The organism is Paenarthrobacter sp. YJN-D (assembly GCF_015040335.1).
Taxonomy (GTDB): domain Bacteria; phylum Actinomycetota; class Actinomycetes; order Actinomycetales; family Micrococcaceae; genus Arthrobacter; species Arthrobacter nicotinovorans.
Map to the genome: position 1 here is coordinate 2042293 of NZ_CP053549.1, position 21156 is coordinate 2063448.

Here is a 21156-nt window from a genome sequence, read left to right on the forward strand (position 1 = left end):
TCTCAAGCTCCAAACGGTGGCAATAAGGGCTGTAGCAGGCCATCAACCGCGTGCTCAGCCCCTGCATTCAGGGTGAGTACAAAGCGACGGTCCAAGAAGCGGTTGGCTTTCTCGCAGGACGTCTCCGACACGAATAGACAGAAATGGCAGGCGGCACCGTGGAGAAAGTCTTCTTGTCCGGCGGGCACCCGATGAGCACAGATCGGGTCTGATGAACACCGCTCCGCCCTGTGGAGTGCGTCCAGGACTACTTCCTCCAGGCGTTCCGTTCTGGCCAGATCAACCAACCCGCCGAGAGTTCCCTCGCTGTCCGGCGATGTCGTGGCTATCAGGATGCCTGCCGCAGCCTCCCGTGCGTCCGTCTCACGCCATGCGTAAAGACGTTCGGACAGCGAAGCGGAGCCGTAGCCACTGGACATGGCCATTTCACGAATGAGCAGGTGGGACATAGTGTGCAACGCCCAGTAGCGCGGCGGGGGCATCCGGTCCGCCGGATCAATCGCCTCAGCGGTGCGACTCTGGCGCCTTTTAAGGTTGCGTTCGTGAGCGGCAACATGGGATTGCCACACCTTGGATCCGAGTACACCGTCCTCCCAAGCCCGAATCACATCCTCATCAAAGCGGAGAAAAACTCCTTCGCCACGGTCCTCCGTTGCCGGAACCCACTTCGGCTTTCCTGACTGGACGAGCGGCGCGATCCGGCTGGGAGCGTCGCCTACCCGATCCAAAGCATCGATGCGTGTGAAGCCGACGAACGCGTTGGCCTTCTTGACTCGCTCCACCGCCACGACATGGGATAGAACCGGCCGCAGGGCCTGCGCCACCTCCACTGGTCGAACACGGAAGCCAGCTCTTCGGTCTTCGCGTTCGAAATCCTCTGGGTGAACGAGGGTGTCCCACTCTGGTTCCAAAAGACTGATCGGATCGAAGCCCGAGGGCGAGGACTCGGGTTCAGGGACAGCCTGGCCCCGGGCGACCTGAATTCCGTTCCATAGGGCCTCATCTGCAATTCCGTCGAAGATCGAGCGTACATCCTTCGGCCCGTACTTCCGCCACCCGAGTAAGTCATCGAGCGTCTGCACGTCTGCGAACGTGACTGCTGGCAAACCCTTCACTGTCTCAGCTACGTCTGCGGCCGTGATGTGCCTGCGAGCAGGCAGCACGAGCACGCTCACCGATGCTGGAAACCATTGGTTCGCGGCGCCCAACAGCATGAGCCTAACGTCCGCCTGACACGGATGCTCGGCGGGTGCATAAGTGGGAAGGTGTGGGTGTCGTCCGCGGCAGTCGGGAAGCATCTCTTCTCCGCCGGCCCGCGTGAGCTCAGCGATATTTCGAGAGGCCTCGCAAGCCATGCAAGAGATCTTCACTTGCGGTCCGAGGTTCGAGCGCCATTCCAACATTCGCATCTCGGGCTTGGCGACCTTGCACTTTACGGGGTCTCCGTCGGCGCCGTGCACCCACTCGACGTACGGGAACTCGTCGAGGTGGCCGTCGGTACAGGCGATCAGGTAACGGGCAGGCACGGCTAGCCGCGGCCGCCCTTCCAAGGCACCCTGCTTTTGGCCTTTCTTCGCACGACCCTTACACGACTTGTGGACGAACTGCGCCTTGTCAGGCCGGTGCTTGCTGGTGTTCACAAACTCGAACTTGGTCGATTCCGAGATTGGCGCCAATAGGTCACAGCCGGTGCAGCGCAGCCACTGAGGGAACACACGGGTGGGAATTCCGATCGGAGTGCCGCTTTCATGGGCCTTCTCAGGCACCCAGGGGGGTTGCCGCAGCTCTTCAACACGAGGCAGCATCTTGCGTACCGCCGCCAGGAGCCGCGGCACCAAGACCAGCTGCGGGCCGCCCTGTTTTGAATAAGCGATCTCCCAGGCGTCCAGCCCCTGGGGCATCACTGCTATGTGAGGCATATCCACCGTGGCGCCAATGCCCGAAGTGTATAGCAGGGCGCTAGGTCTCACCGAGCCCACGCGGCTGTGGTTTTTCGCGCCGACTTTTTCCAGCTCACCAAACGGGTTTGCTACCACCCCTGCGACGGTCGTAACCTCTTCCTCTGGGACTTGACTCATTTTGCATCCTTCTTCGAGAAGACCCATTTCGGCGCAGCAGCACTTAGTGGCTCCGCTAGTCTGCCAACGATCGGTGTTACAAGGAGATTGATCTCGGGCTGAACTTCGCGCATAGAGTTGGCGACTTGGAACAGACGGCTGTCTTCGTCGGGAACCACAGTCTCAGGGCTCACCAGCAGCGGCGAAACGATCTGCCCACCGCCCAAGGCGTCCTTTTGATAAGTCAATGCGCCTGACCACTTGTCCGACTCGTCCGTCCACTTGTCGAGGCGCAGGATGAGCTTGCTCTTGGCGGCGTCCGCTACAGCGTCGTCCCCACCGCTGGCAATTCTGATCCTTGTGACGAGCCGGTCGACAAGGGTGTCGACAAACGTTCGACGCTGTGCGATTGCCCCAGCCCCAGTTTCGGGCGAGAGTGAGGGCTCGTTCCTTTGGTCGGCGACGCGGGCTGCCGACACCAGTACGCCAGTCAGGCCCCGCTCCAACGCGGAGTCGGAGAACGGTGTAACCGACAGTGCTTCGACGTGTGCATAAAACGTGTCGTGGTAGTGCTCGAATTGTTCATAGTGCGCCATGTCCCGCGGCCGAGACCGGTTGGCGAGCGTCACTACAAGTCCGGGTTTGGAGGCTTCACGACCAACACGTGAAGTCGCCTGAATGTACTCCGCAGTATTCTTCGGTTGGCCAACCACCAGCATCAAGCCAAGCCGCGGCACATCCACACCAACCTGGAGCATGGAGGTAGCGAGTACCACGTCATACGGCATGTCCCGGGGAGGGAGCTTCTTGCGGGCCTTCTTGGCGGCTGCGGCCAGTTGAGCGTACTGCCTTTTTGCTGCGGTTGTGTCCTTCTGAGGGTCAAACGGAACACCCAGGGTAGTGAGGGTTTTCGAGATATCCGCTGACGAGATGCGGGACGTCAATTCGCCGATCCGCAGCCCCGTGGACCCCCGACGGGGGTAACCAGAGTCTTTGTCGGGGTTGCTGGTTCGGGTGACGATGTCGTCTTCGAGATAGCGGCGCATGCCGGCCAGCTCCCGGGTGGCGGAGAAGTAATCAACCAGCGTCGCGTACGGCTCGGCCGCCCCGCCGTGCGCATCGAATAGCTTCTGTCCGGCGAGGAGCAGAATTTCGCTGACCCGGATCTCCGCCAGCGTCAGGCGTGCCCCGTGGGCGCAAACCCCGACGTAACGACGGCCGGGGTCCTTCTCACTGATAGGGACTTCCTTCGAGAAGAAGGTGTCTGTCACTGATAGGACCTGGGGCGGGAAGATCTGCACCTGGCGTGCATAGAGCTTCATCACCTGGTCGCGCGCATTCCTCACGGTCGCGGTGGAGGCGATAACCAGCGGCTTCACTAGCGCGGGGCGGTCGGCAGAACCGTATTCCCAGGTTGAAAGCGTGTCGATTGCTCCTTCGAATAATCCCACGGCGGTGCCGAGCGCGCCGGTGATGAGGTGGAGTTCGTCCTGGATGATGAGGTCCGGCGGACGCAGCCGGTCTACACTCTTCACGATAGCCTTCGGATAGGTTCTCCCGCCCTCCGATTTTGCGGTGTGTCCGCTCGCTCCGCACACAGAAGCCACGGTGTCCGGGTGCTTGTAGCCGTGCCGTTCGCAGCGCTGAGACACATAGCCAAACAGGCTCGCCGCCTCACCTTCGCGGGCGAGTCGGGCGAACTTATCGACGGTTGCGAGTAGGAAGGTCGGGGGATTCCGGTAGATCTCGTCGTCGACGGTCAGCACGGGAAGGCCGTCCATTGCGCTGCCCCCCGCGGAGAACGGGCACCGTTGGAGCTTGTCGCCGCAGTACACATGGATGCGCTGGGTCGCTTTCACGGCAACGACATCCGCCTTGGGATTGATTGGCGTTCCGCACCAGGGGCAGCTGCTGAACTGGAGCACGGTGAGTCCGTAGGCGGAGTTGCCGTCGTCGTCCCGTACGTCGCTGACCTGTTTCTCGGCTTCGGCAAAACGTTTCGGGCTGACGCTGGAGCCCACCCAAAGTCCGATGCGGAACGGTTCCTGCCCCCACGTTGCAGGGTTCTCACGCCGCACTACTTCGGCGGCGCACATGAGCGTGGTGGCACGCAGGAACTGCTGAGAGGTGAGCAGGCGGAGCGTGTACCGCATCAGCACTGCGACACCATCGTGGCCATCAATCAGGCCGCCTGGCGTCTCGATAACGCCTTGGAGGCGACGGATGCCGAATGTGAATGCCGCGAGACCTAGATACGCCTCAGTCTTGCCACCACCGGTGGGGAAAAATAGGAGCTCTGCTCTGGGCAAATCACCGGACCGCCGAGGCAACGTCGGATCAACGATAGACGGCAGTTGCATCAGGATAAATGCGAGCTGGAAGGCGCGCCATGAAGCAGCGCCATCACCTTTCGCCTCGATCGCTGCGGTCGCATCCTTGACAGTCAGTGTGCGGTCTGCATTCCTGAGTGCGGCAATCTGGGACCGGATGCGCTGGTCGCGCATCGTTCGGTTCATGAAGGCGAAGGCTTTTCGAGCCTGTTCGCTTGCGTGGGCATTCGAATCAGTATTCGTCAGCAGGCCGAGGCCAGCGCGCAGGCGCTTCAGCGCGTCCTCGCCGTCTTGAATTCCGCTTTCGGCCACGTTCTGGAGGCGCTCAGGCAGAGCCGCGGCGTCGAGGCGTCGGTCATTGATCCAGTGCTCATAGCCGTCAAGCAAAGGTGTCAGGTATTGCCCAAGCTGGTCAGGAGACGCCTCCATCAGAAGCCGCATGCTCATTTCGGCGCGCTCGATTGTGGGCGCAAGGGTCTGCGGGACCTCAGCGGTGGGGAGCCAGGTGGTACCCACCGCAGTGGCCGTGCGGGACTGTGCATCCGGCAGAGTCCACGTAGCTGAGGTCGTGCGGCCGACGGCGAATTCAAGGCGATCGCGGTACAACAGATCGAGCTGCAGCACTTCGGGGTCGCCGAAGTCACGCGCCTGTTCGAGTGCGTCCCGGGTGGGTCGGAAGACGGCACTCCCATCTTCGGCGCTGACTTCGAGTTGGGTCTGGAATAGCCACACCTTGGGCGGCAGCTCTTTACCGGTGACCTTGGTATTTTGGAGTGCGGCTTCAACTACTCGGAGCCCGTCGTGGTCGAAAACTTCGACTGAGATCGCTACATGGCCCTCGACGATCACTTCGGTGTGCGTCTGACCGGCGCCGATTGCCGCGATGTCGATCGGCCGCCGCTCAACGTGGTCTGTCCGCTCGTAGAACGTCTGCGTGCGCCCGTCCTCGTCGGTCTCCCGGCGAGACTTGTATTGTCCCCATCGCGCCGTGAAAATGAGGTTGCCAACGTCGGGGCCGACCTGGAATCGGAGGCCCATCGACGACGGCGCGATGAGCTTGGACTCCGGGCCGCGGTCTTCGTCAGCTTCAACCCCACCCGAATCAGCGATGGACTCGTCAGGTTCGTCCAACACGCCCTTGACCTCGCGCCTCGCATCGGCGTCCTGCACGGCTGGGAAGTCCGAGTCACGGAAGTCATCAGGACCGCCTACGTCCGGTTGAGCTTTTGCCTGAAGCAGCGGGTCGTCGTCGCCGATTGCGATGGGCGCCAGCGCTCCGACAAGGTAGCGAGCACGCGGCGTGCCCTTGACGGTCTCGTCCGGCCCGCCCCACGGCCCGATCAGATCCCGATGCAATAGGTCTACGAGCTCGTCTCGAACCTCGGCGGAAGTCGCCGGTTGGGAGGTCGCTGACTGTGTGGTCATTTAGAACATCGCTCCTTCCGGGGCGGTCTCCGGATCAAGGTCGAGCTCCATCGGGGTAGGCGCCTTTCCGCCGTTCTGCGCCTCAAGCGCCGCCCGGCGGTGGTTCTCTTCCAGCAACCGGTCGAGAATTTCGACTCGCGCCGCCGGACTCACTGTGAAGCGCTCCATCTGTCGGTAGGTATGGAAGCCATGTTCGAGCCGAATATCTGTCCAGCCGTATGCATCCATCACAGCATTGTCGATCTCGACGTGCATTTCACGGAGCTGGGTGACGTCTTGGTCATTCACCACTTTTGGGTCGTTGACCAAGTTATAGAGCGCAGTAAGCCCGAGCCCTCGGCGAAGCATGTTCTCGCGGCGTTCGCGATCCAGGTTTTCGCCCAGCTCACGCAATTGCTTAGTCAAAGTGGGCTGGGGAAGAGTCTCGTACACGTCAGACGGCGTGTAACGTATGCGAGTTTCCAAAGTTGTGCCGCGAGCCACGGCCCAAAGTTGGTGAATTGAGGAGTCTAGCAAGGCGAGAAGAGCGAAATCGTCGGAAACGAAAACGGCAAAATTGTGCCCGAACACCTGCCTAGCCGGTACACGGGTCGGCATCACCATTTTGCTGGTGATGACTTGCACCATGACGTGGTCAAGGCCGTGTGCAGCACGTTCCAAGCCCTGCGCATATTCCCCGAACTGCCACCATCGCTCACGACGTACCTTTCGATTGTTGGTCGCGCGCACTGGTTGAACGAGCCGCTTTACCCGTTCGAAAGGTTCGACGAACAACGACGCCTCGTCTATGCTCATTCGCTTAAAATGGATTACATACAAGCCTGCCGCCTGGCTGGGGCGTTTCAGGATGTCGCCCTTCGCCTCCGGGAATGGAAGTATGACTTCCTTGTTGCGTGCGTTGGAGCGGATCATCTCGGAAGCTTCTTCTTGAGTGAGGAAGAAGCCATCGCCGTACACTTTCGATCCGTTGAAAGCTCCCGCTCGATTTGAGCTCAACGGTATCGGGTGTCCTAGGACCCGTGTGGCTTCTTCCAGGAGCGAATTGATTGAACTGACCCGACGACCATCGCATATCTTCACCGGTAAGTTCTGACGGGAAGCCCAAACATAAGAGCAAGCCAACTTTGCGGTAGTGGCGGGCCAAGGGATACTTTTGACTGATCGGTACACGTAGAGTTCTCCGCTAGTCACCTGATCAAGTCCGACCTCGCGCGTGTCTCCCTCACTGATGGAATTTGTCGTGATGAGTCCCAAATAGCCATTTGTCGCATTTAGTAAGCCAGAAGCCCGAAGCAAGAAGTACGCGACCAGATCTGCATTGCCGGGCTTACCATTCGCAACGCGATGCTTGAACCACTCACGCACATTAGTGCCCATTGATCCACTTATCTTGGAACCGCCGAAGAACGGTGGATTTCCGACGATGGCGTCGAATCCACCATGGTTCACGATCACGTCTGGCGCCTCGATCACCCAGTGCAGGGGTCTTAGATGAGCGCCGCCCGTGTCCACTTCGGAAGTCAGTCCGGCGGTGAGTATCGCGTCAAGCTGACTCCGGTCACCGACGGCGCCATTCCTTGGATATGCAGTGTAAAGCGCATCGGCCAGCTCGTCATATCGACTTTCGAGGGCCTTGCCGGGCTTCCCGCCTTCGCGGAGCCCCGCGGCGATTATGCCGTCAGCTACGTCGCGCAGGCGTGCAGTTATATCGCGCGACTCTTCCAGGAGCTTACGTTTGGCACGAGTAGAGCGCATCCGGTCAGTGTCGTCGACTTGGCCGCTGGAGAGCTCGCAGCGGAGCTGCGCAGCCCGGGTGAGATCGCTCTCGACGTCTAGCTGCAGCAGTTTGCTCTGAACGACTCGGCTCCGGCTAGGGTCGATGTGCTGCGCGCGGAGTTGCCGCTCAGTGGTGACACCCAGTAACGAGTTGCCATGAAAGACTCGATCGTCCACGAATGAAAACGGCTTACCGGGGTCCATCGAGATGAGCCACAACGAGAGCTTGCACATCTCTACGGCCATGCCATTGATGTCGGCACCGTATAGGCAACGGGCAACGACTTCTCGTATGGCCCACCGTTTGGCGTCCTCGTTCGCAGCGGCGCTCAACCCCTCCCTTGAGCGGGCCTCTATCAGGCGTTCCGCCAGGTATCGGGCGGCGGCAACGAGAAAAGCACCGGAACCGACGGCGATGTCCGCAACTTTGAGGTTGAGGATTTCAGTGGAACTCCTCGGGACCCAGTCGTCCCGGTTTTCTGTGTCGAGGGGGCCCGGCGAGAAGACGAGCGGTTCCAGCGCATGAAGCACCACTTCTTCAGCGAGTGATCGTGGTGTGTAATGGGTTCCTGTGTTGGCACGTTGCGGGGACTCGGTCATTACAACTCCGCCCTCGGGGACCACATATGGGAAGTCACGAAGGTCGTTTCGGATTAGAGCGTGCAGCGGTGCGAGCTGGTCCACCAATTCGGCATGGCCGAGCAGCACGAAACCGAGGCGGGTGCGGGCGTCTGCGGCATTCGTTTCGTCGTCCTCTTCGAAAGCTTTCGCAATCTGCCGTGCTGTCGCGGGTTTCGCATTGGGTTGGGTCTGTCTCAGCCGGGCTAGGAGCTTCTTGGCAAAGTCTGCACCGTTTGTCGCGGCACCGGAGAGCTCGCGTAGCTCGGACAACGCGATTTCAGGCTCGTATCCACTCTTGCCGTGGAGCCCGACGACCACGTCCTGGGTGTATTCGGCGGAATACCCGAGTAGTCCCTCGTAGACGTAGCCGATTTGTTCGACGTCGAGGTCGCGGAAAGAGAGCTGGCGGGCCTCACCGCCTACCTGGGCGATCTGAACGGCCTTGAGTACATGCAGCATGACCCGGTCAGAGACGCGTACGGAAAGTTGTCCCTGCGCATTGGTCTTCCGCAGCCATTGGAAACGGGTCGGGGCGAACAAGGACCCGCCGTACGCCGGCATGCGCGTATCTTCGAAGGTGGCACCGGAAAAAATTGCGGTGCTGGCGGCGAGTAGGCGGTGCCAGGTCTCCCAAGTGTGGTCGAGGGCTTCTTCGGTGGCGTTCTGGGCCTGACGCTCCAAAGCGCTGCGCACTCCGGAAATGGCGTAGGCGCTCCGGTACATTTCGTGCTGCGGCAGGAGGGCGCGTTCCTCGGCGAAGAGGAGAAAAACGACGCGCATCAGCACGGATACTGCGGCTTCGTACACCTGTTTGCTGTCGTCCGGCAGAGGGGATTCTTCTCCGTTCGCGATCGCTCGCAGATGCGACTCCGACATGGCCTGGAGGACGAGCTCCACAGCTCGACGAACTTGGTCGCCCAGGGCCTCTGTGATTGCCTCGGCGCTAGCGACGCTGAGCTCGAACAACTTCGGTAGACGCTTTTCGGTGGCGCCCCCAGCGAGCGAGACCAGCGCAGCGAGAGCGAGAAACGCGTCCCGGCTGTCCCTTTCCTCACTCCAAATCAGCGAATCGAAGATGCCGCTCGCTGTAGTGACGTTTCGAACGGCCGAGACGATGCCCCACCAGCGGCCGTCGGTGACGAGCCCGACACTGACTTTCCCTTCGCGCAGGAGGGCAGCGGTTCGGTCGACGGCGTTGGCGGCCCACCCGTCGGAGCCAGTTCGTCGGAGATCGTCCGTAGGGTCGACAACTAGGACCAGCGCGGCCGGGCCGCCACCTGCGTCCAGCACGGCCCACGGACGTACGGTCACGTCTCCATCAGGCGAACTGGCGGCGATCGAGGAGTCGGGATGCTCGTCTAGGAAGTCGCCCCACTGCAGCAGATCGCGGAGGACTGACGTGACCCAGCGGTCCCGCCAGGCGAGGTCCTGAACGCCATCTGGCCGATTCTGACGGGCGGTCCACGCCTTTGACCAAACCCTGTGCTCGTACACGAAGGTGCTGTTGACATCGTCGATGGCGTTGTAAGGCCGGTCAAGTCCGTTGGGGAACACCGATTTGAGGGCGGCGCGAGAAAGGAACGGACCGTCAACATCCACAAGGGAGAGCCACTCCCAAGGATCACCAATTGCCATCGTTCTTCCCCAATCTCTCTGCATCGGCCGGACTCAGTGCGAACACGACCGCGGCGACGAATGTGTGCGGTCGCAGATTGGCGTAGCGCCTAGACACCGCTTGCAGCTCATCGCGCTGCTCCTCGGCGAGGGCGTCGAGGCGCCGCCGGATGTTTGTTAGGTCCTTCTCGCGCTGGCGCTGCTCCTCGTGGAACAGCATGTCCTCAAGCTCGCGATTGCGCTCTTCGGCGTTGTCGAGCGTGCCAGCCAGTGTCTGGCGGAACCGGGCGAAAACCTCGTTTACTCGTTCGAGATCGGCTGTCTTGCGCTTGATCAGATCCTGCTCGATTCCGCTGCGAAGCCTCTGGGCGCGGGACGCGACCGCGTCCGCGACGCGCTGGCGAATGCCGCCGTCGTCGAGGCCATCTACGTTCCAAAGATCGGCCAGTCCGGCGAGCACGCCAGGGGCGGGTGAAGTCAGCTTCTCGGCGTCCAGAGCTGTAACCAGAAGGTCCTCCGACCGTTCCACGCCGAGTTCCTGACGTCGGGTTAGGCGAGTGCCGGCAAGGAACACCTCCTCGTGGAGGCGAGTGCCGCCGTCGCCGACAATGACCAAGCGTGCGACGCCGGCCACGAACGACTGCTCCAGTCCGTCGACTACCACGGCGCTCACGCCATGAATGTGACTTGAGCGGGTCCAGATCTGACCGCGGAGTTCCCGGGCAGCGCGCTGGATGAGCGGGTGTCCCAAGTGCGCGTAGACGATGTCGGTGCGACCCCTCGCCTCTTCACCGTCGAAGGTGATGGGGCGCAGCCTATCTGGGCGAAGACGCGTGCGCAGCCCCTCCAGCCCGGGCGTCCAGGTCCGGTCGAGTCCGGGCGGCAGGGCGTAGAGGTCTGCCTGTTCATCGTCGTCCACTACACCAGTGAGGCCAGGCTGACCGGAGACGCGCAGTCCGGTCTCCAGAACGCGGCGCAGATTGCGGTCATGCAGGTGAAGGTGGTCACGGGAACTCTCAAGCCTGTTGGCAAGGGAAGTTAGTTCACGGCGGAGATTGTGTTCGCCCTGCATGGCAGTCTGAATGATCTGCTCGCCAGAGCCTTTGACTGGTTTGGGCCGGGCGGGTAGGTTTCCGTAGCCAAGCGTGCGCTGTATATCCGGATCGATGATATCGCCCGCGGACCCGAGGTCTTCCTGCACACGGGAGATTTTGCGGGCGACACGGGCAAGATAGTCGGTGTCCCTGGCGTAGTTCGAGGAGGTAGCCGACTTGTCCTCCGGATCCGGGTGGTAAATCTGTGGGCGTTCGGTCTGCCCATATCGATCGATGCGGCCGATTCGCTGCTCCAGGCGGTTGGGGTTGAAGGGGATGTCGAAGCTGACTAGGCGGTGGCAGTGTGTTTGCAGGTCGATGCCCTCACCCGCGGCGTCAGTCGCGATCAGGATCCGCACGGGGTCCTTGGAGGGGTTCTCGGTAAAGCGCACGCGGATCAGTTCGCGCTCTTCGGCATCGGTTGAGCCCTCGATCACCGCAAGACGGTCCCCTCCGAGGTCAAACGCATTGAGAATGTCGCGAATCCAGTCGAGTGTGGAAACGTACTCGGTGAAGACGACGAGGCGTTCGTTCAACCACATTCCGTCGGGGGTAAGCAGCTGACCCCGTATCAGGTTGATGAGCGACTGGAGCTTCGTGTCAGGCAATGACGAGTAGCACCGTCCCCAGTCGATGAGCCACTCAAGGTCTGCGACATCTTCATCTGTCAGCGGAACGTGTGCGCGCTGTGCCATGCGGAGTGCTTCTAGCTCAGGCTGCTCCAGACGGCCTTCTTCTTCATCGGAGGCCTCCTCGCCGAGCACCTCGTCGTAGTCAGGCAAGTCGATGTCGTCGTCTCCACGCAATCGGGTGGCGAGATACGTTTCGGCGGTCGAGGCGAATGCTGTCGGGGAGGAGAAGAACCGCTTCTTCAGAATCAGCGTTGCGAGATCGGCGGCGCGTTTGCCCTTCTCGGCTTTTACAGCTGCGTTGCGCCGTTTGGTGAACGCGACCAGTCGGTCGTAAGCCTCAGACTCGTCGTCGGACGGCTGGAACAGCAGGGCGTGCACTTCGCGCAGCTGGAAGCCTTCATCTGGAAGATCCTTCTTGAGTCGGCGAATGGCCACTTCGCGCAGCGCCTTGGCATCGAGATCGGCGCCGCGGGCGAAGCGCTGCGGGTCGACCATCTCCATGAGTGCCGTAAATGATTCGGTGTATCCGTTGTGTGGGGTGGCGCTGAGGAAGAGCCGGTGTTCGCAGCGCCGCGCGAGTTCGCGAACGGAGACCGTGCGGAGGCTGTCGACGGCGTAGCGGCTCTTGTCATTGCCGCCGCGCGCGGGTGTGGACGGGGCAACGTGGTGGGCTTCATCGACGATGACGACATCGAAGGCGTATCGGTCAGCAACACGCTTGTCGTCGGCGCGCGCGTAGACGTCCCGGACGAGTCGTTCGGCCCGCGGCGATGGCAGCCAGGACATGGAGACGATCACCCGGGGGAACAGGATGAATGGGTTTGCGTGCACTCCGAAGCGTCGCCGGAAGTCGCGCATGGTGTTGGAGTTGACGATTTCGAAGCCGAGCCCGAACTTGTCGCGCATCTCCTCCTGCCACTTAATGACGAGGCCGGCCGGGCATACGATGATGACTGACCGGGCGCGGTGACGGAGCAGCAGCTCTTGCACGACGAGTCCGGCTTCGACGGTCTTGCCGAGGCCGACGTCGTCGGCAAGGAGGAGGTTTGCTCGAGGGGCTTCCAGTGCTCGTCGGAGCGGCTCAAGCTGGTAGGCCTCGATGGTAGCGCTGCTGCGGAAGGGGGCCTGAAGCGTCCGGGCGTCGGCCGAGGTTAGGGCACCCCATCGAAGGGCGTCGACGTAGGCGGCGAACGTGGTCGGGTCGTCGAAATGTTCCGGGTCGACTGTCGTGGGGAGGCCTTGGTCGAGAATGACGCCCCGTCCAGGCTCAAGCTGCCAGATGGCAGTCATCTCGCGGCCGTAGTGTTCTTCCTCGATTGACTGGAGCGACACTGCGTGCTGAAGCTCGGCCTTGCCGTCGTCTGCGCTGGACCGTTCCAGTGCCTGACTTGCAACATCCGTGACAATCCACTTAGAGCCTCGAACGGTTACTAGCTGCCCAACTTCTGGAAGCTCATCACTAACCATTGACCGCGCGGCCGCGTCTGTCATCTAGCCCCCATGTTGTAATTCGTCCTTTAGATACAAGTTATACACAACCACTCCACCCTAAAGGGCAGCATATGCCTTGAGGTCGCTCATAAAGGACAGGTCATATCGCAGGGTGCTTCGTTCCAGCCTGGAGCAAAATCCGCGGGTCGCCTTGACTGAAAGGGGATTTGACCCGCGTTCCTGAAGCAGCCTGTGAAGACTGAACGTCCTCGGCAGTTGCCCTGTCGTGGGTCCTTCCGACGCAGAGAAGGCTTGAGTGTTCCCACCAATAGATATGCCCGCTAGGCCCCAAGTGTGCTTCGTGGCTAGTCCAACTGGAGCTGTGATCGGAGCCAGATCCTCATACTCCCTCAGTCCCTGCGCTATCCATTTGACGACGGGAACAGCTACAGCGTTTCCCACGAGTTTCCAGCGGTCACGCTGTGGTGCTGCCCGCGTCCAGCCAGGTCTGAATCCTTGCAGGGACTCCAGGGCCTCAATCGAGGGAGTGCGAAATTTCAATTCCGTAAGTTGGCCCGGTAGCCAAATTGCTGGCGCCGATGGTATGCCGGCCGTTGTTGATCCCTTGATAGTAGGTACCACGCCGCTACCCCAACCTAGGCCGCGATTTCCCTCAGTCCAGTAAAATCCGTTCGCCTTCGCAACAACCGATTTTGGTGGGCTCACAGAAGTGCTGCTCTTCGCGTAGTCCCTGAACATGATTCGTTCGGGCTCATGATTCCGGCTTGCCAGAAGGAAGACCCGTTTCCTCCTCTGGGCCACTCCAAAGTACTGAGCGTCCAGAGTGCGGTAGCACCAACGGTATCCGGCAGTGGTGAGCATTTCTCCAATAATGGCCATAGCCTCGCCACCCTTGAGACGGAGCATGTTGGGTACGTTTTCAAGCAGTACCCACTCTGGCTTGTTGATCTGAACGGCACGGAGGACATCAAGAATCAAGCCGGAGGCGTGGCCGTCGATTCCAGCCTGGAGCCCGGCGGGAGAGAGATCCGTGCACGGAAAGCCTGCGGTGACCAGATCCGCGTCGTGAAGAGTGGAGGGAAGGTCTTTTACGTCCTCGAACTGGTCAGATGACGGGAAGCGTTGGCTTAACACCATCTGAGCCGAGGGCCAATTTTCGTAAGCCGTGACCTTGCCGCTGAAGCCGGCGCGACGGAAGGCTTCCTCGAAGCCGCCGATACCTGCGAACAGGCTGAGGATTGGTGTGTCTTGGTGCATGCTATTCGATCCTTGGGCCAGTTTCGGAACGTCCGCACAACGGAGAAGCGTTGCGGGGTGAGTCCCAGAGTTACAGGCTACCTATCGCCTCGCCGTACACAGAATTCCACAATGGCTCTTGGTGAGATCATTCCGCAAAGTGGGTTCTGGAGTGGCCAATGGGCCGGTGACCGCTCAGGGGCGACGATGCCCTCCGCGTCAAACCACATGTCAATCACTTGCCGCAGCTGTTTGAAGCGTTGCTCGACATTTGCGGTGCGTTCGCGGACGTCGTCGCTGAGAATGGTATCGCCGTCGTCGAGTGCTTCAAGGTGACCGTCCAGGTGCATGTCGCGGCGGCCGAGTTCGCTGAGGTGGATGCTGTGACCGCCGTCGGTGCCGGAGAGCAAGGGATTGAGGGCGAGGCGCGCGGCAGGAGAGGGCAGTGCCCGTGTGAGGGCGCGCGTGCCGTAGTCCGGGCCATGCCCAGCTAACAGAATCCCCGTCACAAATTGACTGTGACCCGGCTCACCGTCACACTAAATGAACGCTATTCATTTCCCATTCATATGGCCCGCGACCTCCATCCAGATCTCGCCAGCCGCCCCCAGCACTTCAGGATCTCGGCCACCCCGTAGATCCAGTCGCAGCTACGAAGTTCTGCAGCGCCGCAGCTTCCAAGCTCACACCAGCATCACGACTTAGGATTCCCATGACCCCCACGTTTGAAACAGATACACCGGCAGGCGAGAAGCCTGTGGGGCCGACATCCGCCCAGCCACCCGCCCAAGGCTGGCGCCGTGTCCTTGGCGTTCCGTCGCTGGTCCTGCTGGGCTTGGTTTACATGGTGCCGCTGACGATCTTCAGCACGTACGGCATCGTCGTCGAGCTGACCGGAGGGCGCCTTTCTGCGGCCTACGCAGTCACGTTGGTAGTCATGCTGTTCACCGCCCGCTCCTATGGCCGGATGTCGCAAGCTTTCCCGTTCGGGGGATCCGCGTACACATACGCAACCCGATCCTTCGGAGCCGGACTGGGCTTCATGGCCGGCTGGTCGCTCCTCCTCGATTATCTGTTGCTCCCGATGATCAACTACCTGCTCATCGGCATCTACATGGAAGCTGCCTTCCCAGCCATCCCCGCCTGGGTGTTCATGATCGCCTCCATCGCAGCAGTGACGGTGCTGAACATCCTCGGCATCACGGCGATCGCTAAGGCCAACTTCGTTGTCGTGGGGCTGCAGGGGCTGTTCATAGTGCTGTTCGTCGCCCTGGGACTCTCGTCCATCACCGGCGCGGGAACCGTCGACCTGTTGGCGCCCTTCACCGGCGTCGACGGCGCTGACGGACTCTCGCCAATCTTCGCCGGCTCCGCGATTCTGTGCCTCTCCTACCTGGGGTTCGACGCCGTCTCGACATTTGCCGAAGAGACCAAGGACCCGAAGCGAAACCTGCCCCGTGCCATCATGATCACCACCGTCCTGGCCGGCGTGATCTTCCTTGGGCTCGCGTACATCAGTCACCTTGTTCTCCCGGTCAGCGCCTTTAACGACGTCGACGCTGCCGCGATTGAAGTGATTGGCGCGGCCGGTGGGAACCTGTTGGTCGCCTTCTTCACTGCCGCCTACATCGCAGGCAGCCTTGGTTCGGCTCTTACTTCCCAGGCCTCGGTGTCGCGCATCATTCATTCAATGGGTCGTAGCGGGGTCTTCCCGGCAGCTTTGGGTCGCTTGCAGGAACGATTCCGCACTCCCGTACTGCCGATCCTTCTGACGTCGGCTGTTTCACTTCTGGCCTTCGTTTTGGACCTTCTGACCATCTCTTCGCTCATCAGCTTCGGCGCCCTGGTTGCGTTCTCCGTGGTAAACCTCGCCGTGATCAAGCACTACTTCATTGATGAGAAGGCCCGCGGAGCCAGGGGAGTCGTTCACAACCTAGTGCTGCCCGCTATTGGGTTCGCGCTGACGGTCTGGTTGTGGACGAGTTTGAGCGGGTTGTCCATCGGCTTCGGTCTGGCATGGGCTGCAGTTGGTTTGGTCTGGCTCGCGTACTTGACCCGCGGGTTCCGCCGACCGGCACCTCAGCTGGACTTGAAGGAAGCCTAGAAAGTCATTGCTTTCTGCGGATGACGTTAGGCTTCTTGGACGACATCGTAGGGGGACGATTCTGAAAATGACTACGGCACGTAAGCTCCGCATTTTGAACATTGCAGCCACAGTCCTGCTGTTAGCTGTTTTGACTCTGCAGTCCACCAAAGTGATCGACGGGTTCTGGAGCATGACACTCCTGGTGCTGGTCGGGGCCCCGACGACGGTGGCTTGGGTGATTCTTGAGCGGCGCCAGGGCGCCGAGAAGATGCGGGACTCGGCTTAGCCTGTCTTCTCATCTACCAAGGCCAAGACGGTGGGCCTGTGCCAGCGCAAGATGCTGTCGGCGTCGTCGTATCTGTCCGGTGACCATTGCCTAGTCGCCTCACCTGTGGAACTCTCGACTTGATCCTGCCGCCGGGGTGACGGCAGGCAGCAGGGAAGGAACCCGACATGGGACTGATCCACATTGACCTGTTCACCACCCTCGATGGGGTCGCGCAGGCACCGGGCGGGCCGGAAGAGGACACTGCCAACGACTTTGCGTTCGGCGGCTGGCAGGCGCCGCTCATCGACGAGGTTGTCGGCGAGCAGATCGATTCCGGAATGGCGGGGATGGACGCGCTGTTGTTGGGCCGGCGGACCTATGACATCTTCGCTTCGTATTGGCCGCACCAGGATGGCAAAATCGCGGAGCTGTTCAACCGAATTCCGAAGTACGTAGCCTCGCGTCAGTCGCCGGAGCTTGAGTGGGAAGGATCCACGTTGCTCGGCCCCGACACGGTGGCGTCGTTGGGGGAGTTACGCGAGAAGCATCAAAACATCCACGTCATCGGGAGCCTCGACTTCGTTCAAACCCTTTTCGCGGAGCGCTTGTTCGATCAGCTCAATCTGTGGGTTTATCCGATCCTCCTGGGCCACGGGAAGAAAGTGTTCGCCGATGGGGTGGTGCCGACGAACCTCAGGCTTATCGAGCCCGTAGTTGCTTCACCGAAGGGTGCCGTGATGCAACGCTACGCCTTGGTTGAGGGGACTCCTGGGGTGGGAAACATGGCGGAGATTGATCAGGCGTAGGGGCCGCGAGAGCCTGACGTGGCGATAAGTTACGTAGGTTGGAGCCTTCGTCGTTCGCCCACCGTAACCGCATCACCAGTCCCAATATACGAAGCCCGCCGTCGCTCGAGGCGCGTCAATAGCCCAGGGCTTGGAATACTGGCGCCTTTATGCCGATTGCAGTGACTGCAGGCAGCCACGAAGTTCCGGAGCGAGGTGGCTCCACCTTTGGACCATGGATAGAAATGATCTCCGTGTTCCGCAGCTCGGCTGCAGCGCCTCCCGTAACCCGATTCCAGTTCACATATTCCGCCAGCCCGCAGCATTCCTTCACAACGCTGGTACCGCGTGAACCGACGTTGCGGATCACGACGACGAACGTCGCTCGTCCGCAGCATGATAGCCACAACCAGCAACATCACAACGAATGCAGCAGGCATTCCGACGGCGGTCCATAACCCGCCAAAGACTTCCTGTAGGACGTTTTCGAGTGAGCCAGTACCGAAGTTGCCGAGGGCCCGCGGGGTTGTAAACGACAGGTAAGCGGCCGCAAACAGCCAGACCCCGGAGACAAGGACGAGCAGCCGAAGGGATTGGCGCGTCCAATAGATGCGCCGCAATTCAGATCGAAATGACTGGCCCTCGGTCATGCCGTGACATTAGCAGCAACGCACTCCGTTTATCGGCAGGCCGGGGCGTCCGTCAATCCCCGGCAACCCGCCCCGCCACGTACTCCGCGTCCAGCCCCACGCCACCAACTATCGACGAATAGTGCCGGGTCAACCACGGCAGCCCCACCACATACAGCCCGGGAAACTCCGTTACTCCCCGTGAGTGCTTCGGATAGCCCCACTCATCCACCAGCGGCAGGTCCACAAACCCAAAGTCCAGCTTGTATCCGGAAGCCCACAACACGGAAGTGATGCCCGCCTCCGCAAGGCTCACCCGTGAAGGCTCCGCAGGCAACCAGTCATCCGTTTCCGCAGTCGCCTGCTCCGGTGCATCGATCCCCGCTGCCGCAATATACGCATCAATCGCCTTGCTTGAACGCTGTCCAAACGCGGACTCAACGGCTGCGAGGCGTTCGGGGAGGTCGTCGCTGAAGGTGATGACGCCGTCGTCGACTGATTCAAGGTGACCGTGCAGGTGTATGCCGCGGCGGCCGAGTTCGCGGAGGTGGATGCTGTGGCCGCCGTCGGTACCGGAAAGCAGGGGATTGGGCGCAAACCGCAACGCGGGGGAGGGTAGTGCCTCACGGGTGAGTGCGTTGACGCCGTAGTCAGGTCCGTGTTTGCCGGTCTCGAGCATCCAGTAGATGAGGTCCTGGCCTCGGTAGCGGCGAGGGGCTTCGGGAACGACGGAGATGGCGAGGTGGACGTCGCGGCCGGCGTCGTGCAGCTCCTCGGCGACCTGACCGCCCGACTGGCCGGTCCCTACGATCAACACGGCGCCATCGGGCAGCTGCTCCGGATTACGGTAATCGTGGGTGTGCAGCTGGGTCACGGCGGCGGGGAGGTTCGCGGCGACAGCAGGAACCTTGGGCACCTGATAGGCACCCGTGGCCAGGACGATGTTCCGGGCTCGCAGGCTCCCTTGGGAGGACTCGATCAGGAACCCGCCCTCCGGAGAAACGGACAACCGGGTCACGTCAACGCCCGTGTGCACTGGTGCCGCAATCAGCTCCGCGTATCGCCTGAAAAGGTTCACGGCGGCGTCGCGGGGGATGAAGGCGTCACGGTCGCCGTCGTCGAACGGCATCCCCGGAAGGTCCAGCGAAAGGTTGGGCGTGTTCATGTAGAAGCCGTCCCAACGATCCTGAAAAGCGCCACCCAAAGTGTCGCGTCGCTCCAGGAGTTGATGCTCCACGCCGAATTGCGTGAGCCAATAACTCGTCGTCAGGCCGGCTTGGCCTGCGCCGATAACGACGGTTTCCGGGATGCGTCCCATGGGTGGACTTTACGCCCGGCCACCCCTTGGGAACAGTGCGTTGGGGAGAACTTTGCGGAGCACATCCTCCACACCGGGAGCAACGGACGGCGCCTTGCCGCCCAGCTCGAACAGGGGCAGGTAGCCCATGTGCAGGGCGGCATGATTCGCCATGGCGAGAGGTCCGACGTCGACTCCGGACAACGGCTCCCCGCGCAGCAGGCGTGAGGCGCTGCGCTCGCATCCAGAGATCTCAATGATGACCTCGAGGTCGAAGTTCCGCAGCAAATTACTGCTCCAAGGACTCTTGGGATGCGCGTGATCGGACAACGATCCGCCAGGCGGGATCTCGGTGGTACTCAATGTGACTGGCCCCCTGGGCGCTCGCAGTGTTCCTTTAGGAGAAGTGCGGGCTGAGGCCGGGTCGTGACGCGAACGCCGTCATATCCGGCCGGCTCGGATCACATACAAGAGGTGCCTTGTATCAGAGGAAGGGCACGCGAAGGCGGATCTCGGAAAGGCTGGGCATGGATTTTTGGGTGGATATAGCGCAGATTATTGGGGCGCTGGCTACAGCTACGGCGCTGTTCTTCGTCGCCAAGGCAGCACGCCATTCGCGGCAGACGGTGGAGGAGTCCCAGCGGATGCGCCGCTTGGAGGCAGAACGGGACGAAAGAGCAATAACGACGGCGGAGCGGCGCCAGGCCGGGCGGATTGCCTTCTGGCCCGTCAGCAAGAAGTACCAGGGCAAAGAGCAGTGGGGGATTGAGCTGGTCAACTCCAGTGAGGCACCGATCTTCCGGCTGACCCTTGAGCGGCCCGAAGGCGTCACCCGGAAAGGCGTCCCGATCCCGGCGATCAAGGCGACCGCCAAGATTATCCCTCCCGGTCGCTACTTCTTCAGCCATCAGGATCGCTGGCCAACGTACATCGACGCGAGCCATGTCTGCGAACCCCTTCCGGGGAATGTCGACTACATGGGCAACGTGACGTTCATGGACAGCGACGGACGTCACTGGGCCCGGGGCACCGACGGGAAACTTCAGCAGGAAGCTCCGGAATCAGCCGCTGCACAGGCACCTCAGGGACCATAAATCAGCCGATTCCAGGCCAATCCGGCACATCCGATGGATAAAACATTTCCCAGCACTAGCTATCTGCTCAGAACTCTGTAGACTTGATGGTGTTGTTGTGTTTGGCATTTGGTAGTTCAGGCAGTCCCCATGATCCATCTGGATCGTGACCTTCTGAAGTAACGGTGGAGAACACCCCACACCGGAGACCCGAAAGTCGGGAGAATCTCCACCTTCAGTAAGGACTGAAAAAATGGCTACAGGTACCGTGAAATGGTTCAACTCCGAAAAGGGCTTCGGCTTCATCTCTCCTGAAGATGGCAGCCAGGACGTTTTCGCTCACTACTCTGCGATCAACTCCTCGGGTTACCGCTCCCTCGAAGAGAACCAGAAGGTTTCCTTCGACGTCGAGCAGGGCCCCAAGGGTCCCCAGGCAGTAAACATCCAGGCTATCTAGTCTTCGGATAACGCAAAAAGCAGGGCCGGTCACTGACCGGCCCTGCTTTTTTTTGTCGCTCCCCGGATAGAAGATGTCTACTACCGATGGAGAGTGGATTCGAATACATATCCACATAGCGAATTACACCAATGTAATTCATCCAACGCAGACCGTAGCGTCGGTAGCAAGAGACCACGACGCAAGGGGTACCGATGATCTGCCCGAACACCAAACACCAGCGCGAACTCCGCCGCCACCACCTAGTTGATGCCGCTCACCACCTGAATCGACCCAAATCATCACCTAGATTTGGCAGATCTCGCCTGTGCAAGCCATTTTCAA

14 protein-coding genes are annotated in these 21156 nt (G+C 60.9%); 5 read left to right on the forward strand and 9 right to left on the reverse strand.

Annotated features, from left to right (window positions below; all coding sequences use genetic code 11):
* Positions 1 to 2: 2 nt before the first annotated feature.
* The 6 genes from drmB to HMI60_RS09690 all read right to left on the reverse strand — a co-directional run bounded on the left by drmB (position 3) and on the right by HMI60_RS09690 (position 14746).
* Entirely contained in the window at positions 3 to 2078 is a 2076-nt protein-coding gene (gene drmB, locus HMI60_RS09665) for a DUF1998 domain-containing protein (protein ID WP_193591056.1), read from the reverse strand.
* Positions 2075 to 5812 (reverse strand): DISARM system helicase DrmA, encoded by a 3738-nt coding sequence (gene drmA / locus HMI60_RS09670; RefSeq protein WP_193591057.1) that lies wholly within the window; start codon positions 5810 to 5812, stop codon positions 2075 to 2077. The genes drmB and drmA overlap by 4 nt, the downstream gene beginning before the upstream one ends.
* Complete coding sequence (locus tag HMI60_RS09675) at positions 5813 to 9844, reverse strand: DNA methyltransferase (protein ID WP_193591058.1); 4032 nt, start codon at positions 9842 to 9844, stop codon at positions 5813 to 5815.
* A complete protein-coding gene (gene drmD / locus HMI60_RS09680) occupies positions 9831 to 13040 on the reverse strand; it encodes a DISARM system SNF2-like helicase DrmD (RefSeq protein ID WP_193591059.1) in 3210 nt (1069 codons plus the stop codon). The genes HMI60_RS09675 and drmD overlap by 14 nt, the downstream gene beginning before the upstream one ends.
* A 57-nt stretch (positions 13041 to 13097) precedes the next feature.
* Positions 13098 to 14258: a DNA cytosine methyltransferase gene (locus HMI60_RS09685; RefSeq protein ID WP_193591060.1), complete on the reverse strand. Its 1161-nt coding sequence runs from the start codon at positions 14256 to 14258 to the stop codon at positions 13098 to 13100.
* 77 nt (positions 14259 to 14335) lie between these two features.
* A complete protein-coding gene (locus tag HMI60_RS09690) occupies positions 14336 to 14746 on the reverse strand; it encodes a hypothetical protein (protein WP_193591061.1) in 411 nt (136 codons plus the stop codon).
* Positions 14747 to 14949: 203 nt separating this feature from the next.
* Between HMI60_RS09690 and HMI60_RS09695 the strand changes: the two genes are divergently transcribed.
* The 3 genes from HMI60_RS09695 (at position 14950) to HMI60_RS09705 (ending at position 17397) form a co-directional block, all read left to right on the forward strand.
* On the forward strand, positions 14950 to 16341 hold the full coding sequence (locus HMI60_RS09695) for an APC family permease (RefSeq protein ID WP_193591062.1): 1392 nt from the start codon (positions 14950 to 14952) through the stop codon (positions 16339 to 16341).
* A 67-nt stretch (positions 16342 to 16408) separates the two neighbouring features.
* Positions 16409 to 16609, forward strand: coding sequence for a hypothetical protein (locus tag HMI60_RS09700; RefSeq protein ID WP_193591063.1), 201 nt, complete (start codon positions 16409 to 16411; stop codon positions 16607 to 16609).
* 167 nt (positions 16610 to 16776) lie between these two features.
* Positions 16777 to 17397: a dihydrofolate reductase family protein gene (locus HMI60_RS09705; RefSeq protein WP_193591064.1), complete on the forward strand. Its 621-nt coding sequence runs from the start codon at positions 16777 to 16779 to the stop codon at positions 17395 to 17397.
* Positions 17398 to 17426: 29 nt separating this feature from the next.
* Here HMI60_RS09705 and HMI60_RS21260 read toward each other — a convergent pair whose 3' ends face one another.
* Genes HMI60_RS21260 through HMI60_RS09720 form a run of 3 tightly spaced genes read right to left on the reverse strand, consistent with a single transcriptional unit; the run spans position 17427 to position 19665 of the window.
* Positions 17427 to 18026 carry an HNH endonuclease gene (locus HMI60_RS21260; protein ID WP_193591065.1) on the reverse strand — a complete coding sequence of 200 codons (600 nt, stop codon included), beginning with the start codon at positions 18024 to 18026 and terminating at the stop codon, positions 17427 to 17429.
* A 52-nt stretch (positions 18027 to 18078) separates the two neighbouring features.
* Positions 18079 to 19323, reverse strand: a complete 1245-nt coding sequence (locus HMI60_RS09715) for an NAD(P)/FAD-dependent oxidoreductase (RefSeq protein ID WP_193591066.1) — start codon at positions 19321 to 19323, stop codon at positions 18079 to 18081.
* 9 nt (positions 19324 to 19332) lie between these two features.
* Complete coding sequence (locus tag HMI60_RS09720) at positions 19333 to 19665, reverse strand: hypothetical protein (protein ID WP_193591067.1); 333 nt, start codon at positions 19663 to 19665, stop codon at positions 19333 to 19335.
* Positions 19666 to 19841: 176 nt separating this feature from the next.
* On the opposite strand from HMI60_RS09720, the gene HMI60_RS09725 reads away from it, so the two are divergent.
* Both HMI60_RS09725 and HMI60_RS09730 read left to right on the forward strand, forming a co-directional pair.
* Entirely contained in the window at positions 19842 to 20396 is a 555-nt protein-coding gene (locus HMI60_RS09725) for a hypothetical protein (protein WP_193591068.1), read from the forward strand.
* A gap of 232 nt (positions 20397 to 20628) precedes the next feature.
* Entirely contained in the window at positions 20629 to 20832 is a 204-nt protein-coding gene (locus tag HMI60_RS09730) for a cold-shock protein (RefSeq protein ID WP_011773907.1), read from the forward strand.
* Positions 20833 to 21156: the final 324 nt, after the last annotated feature.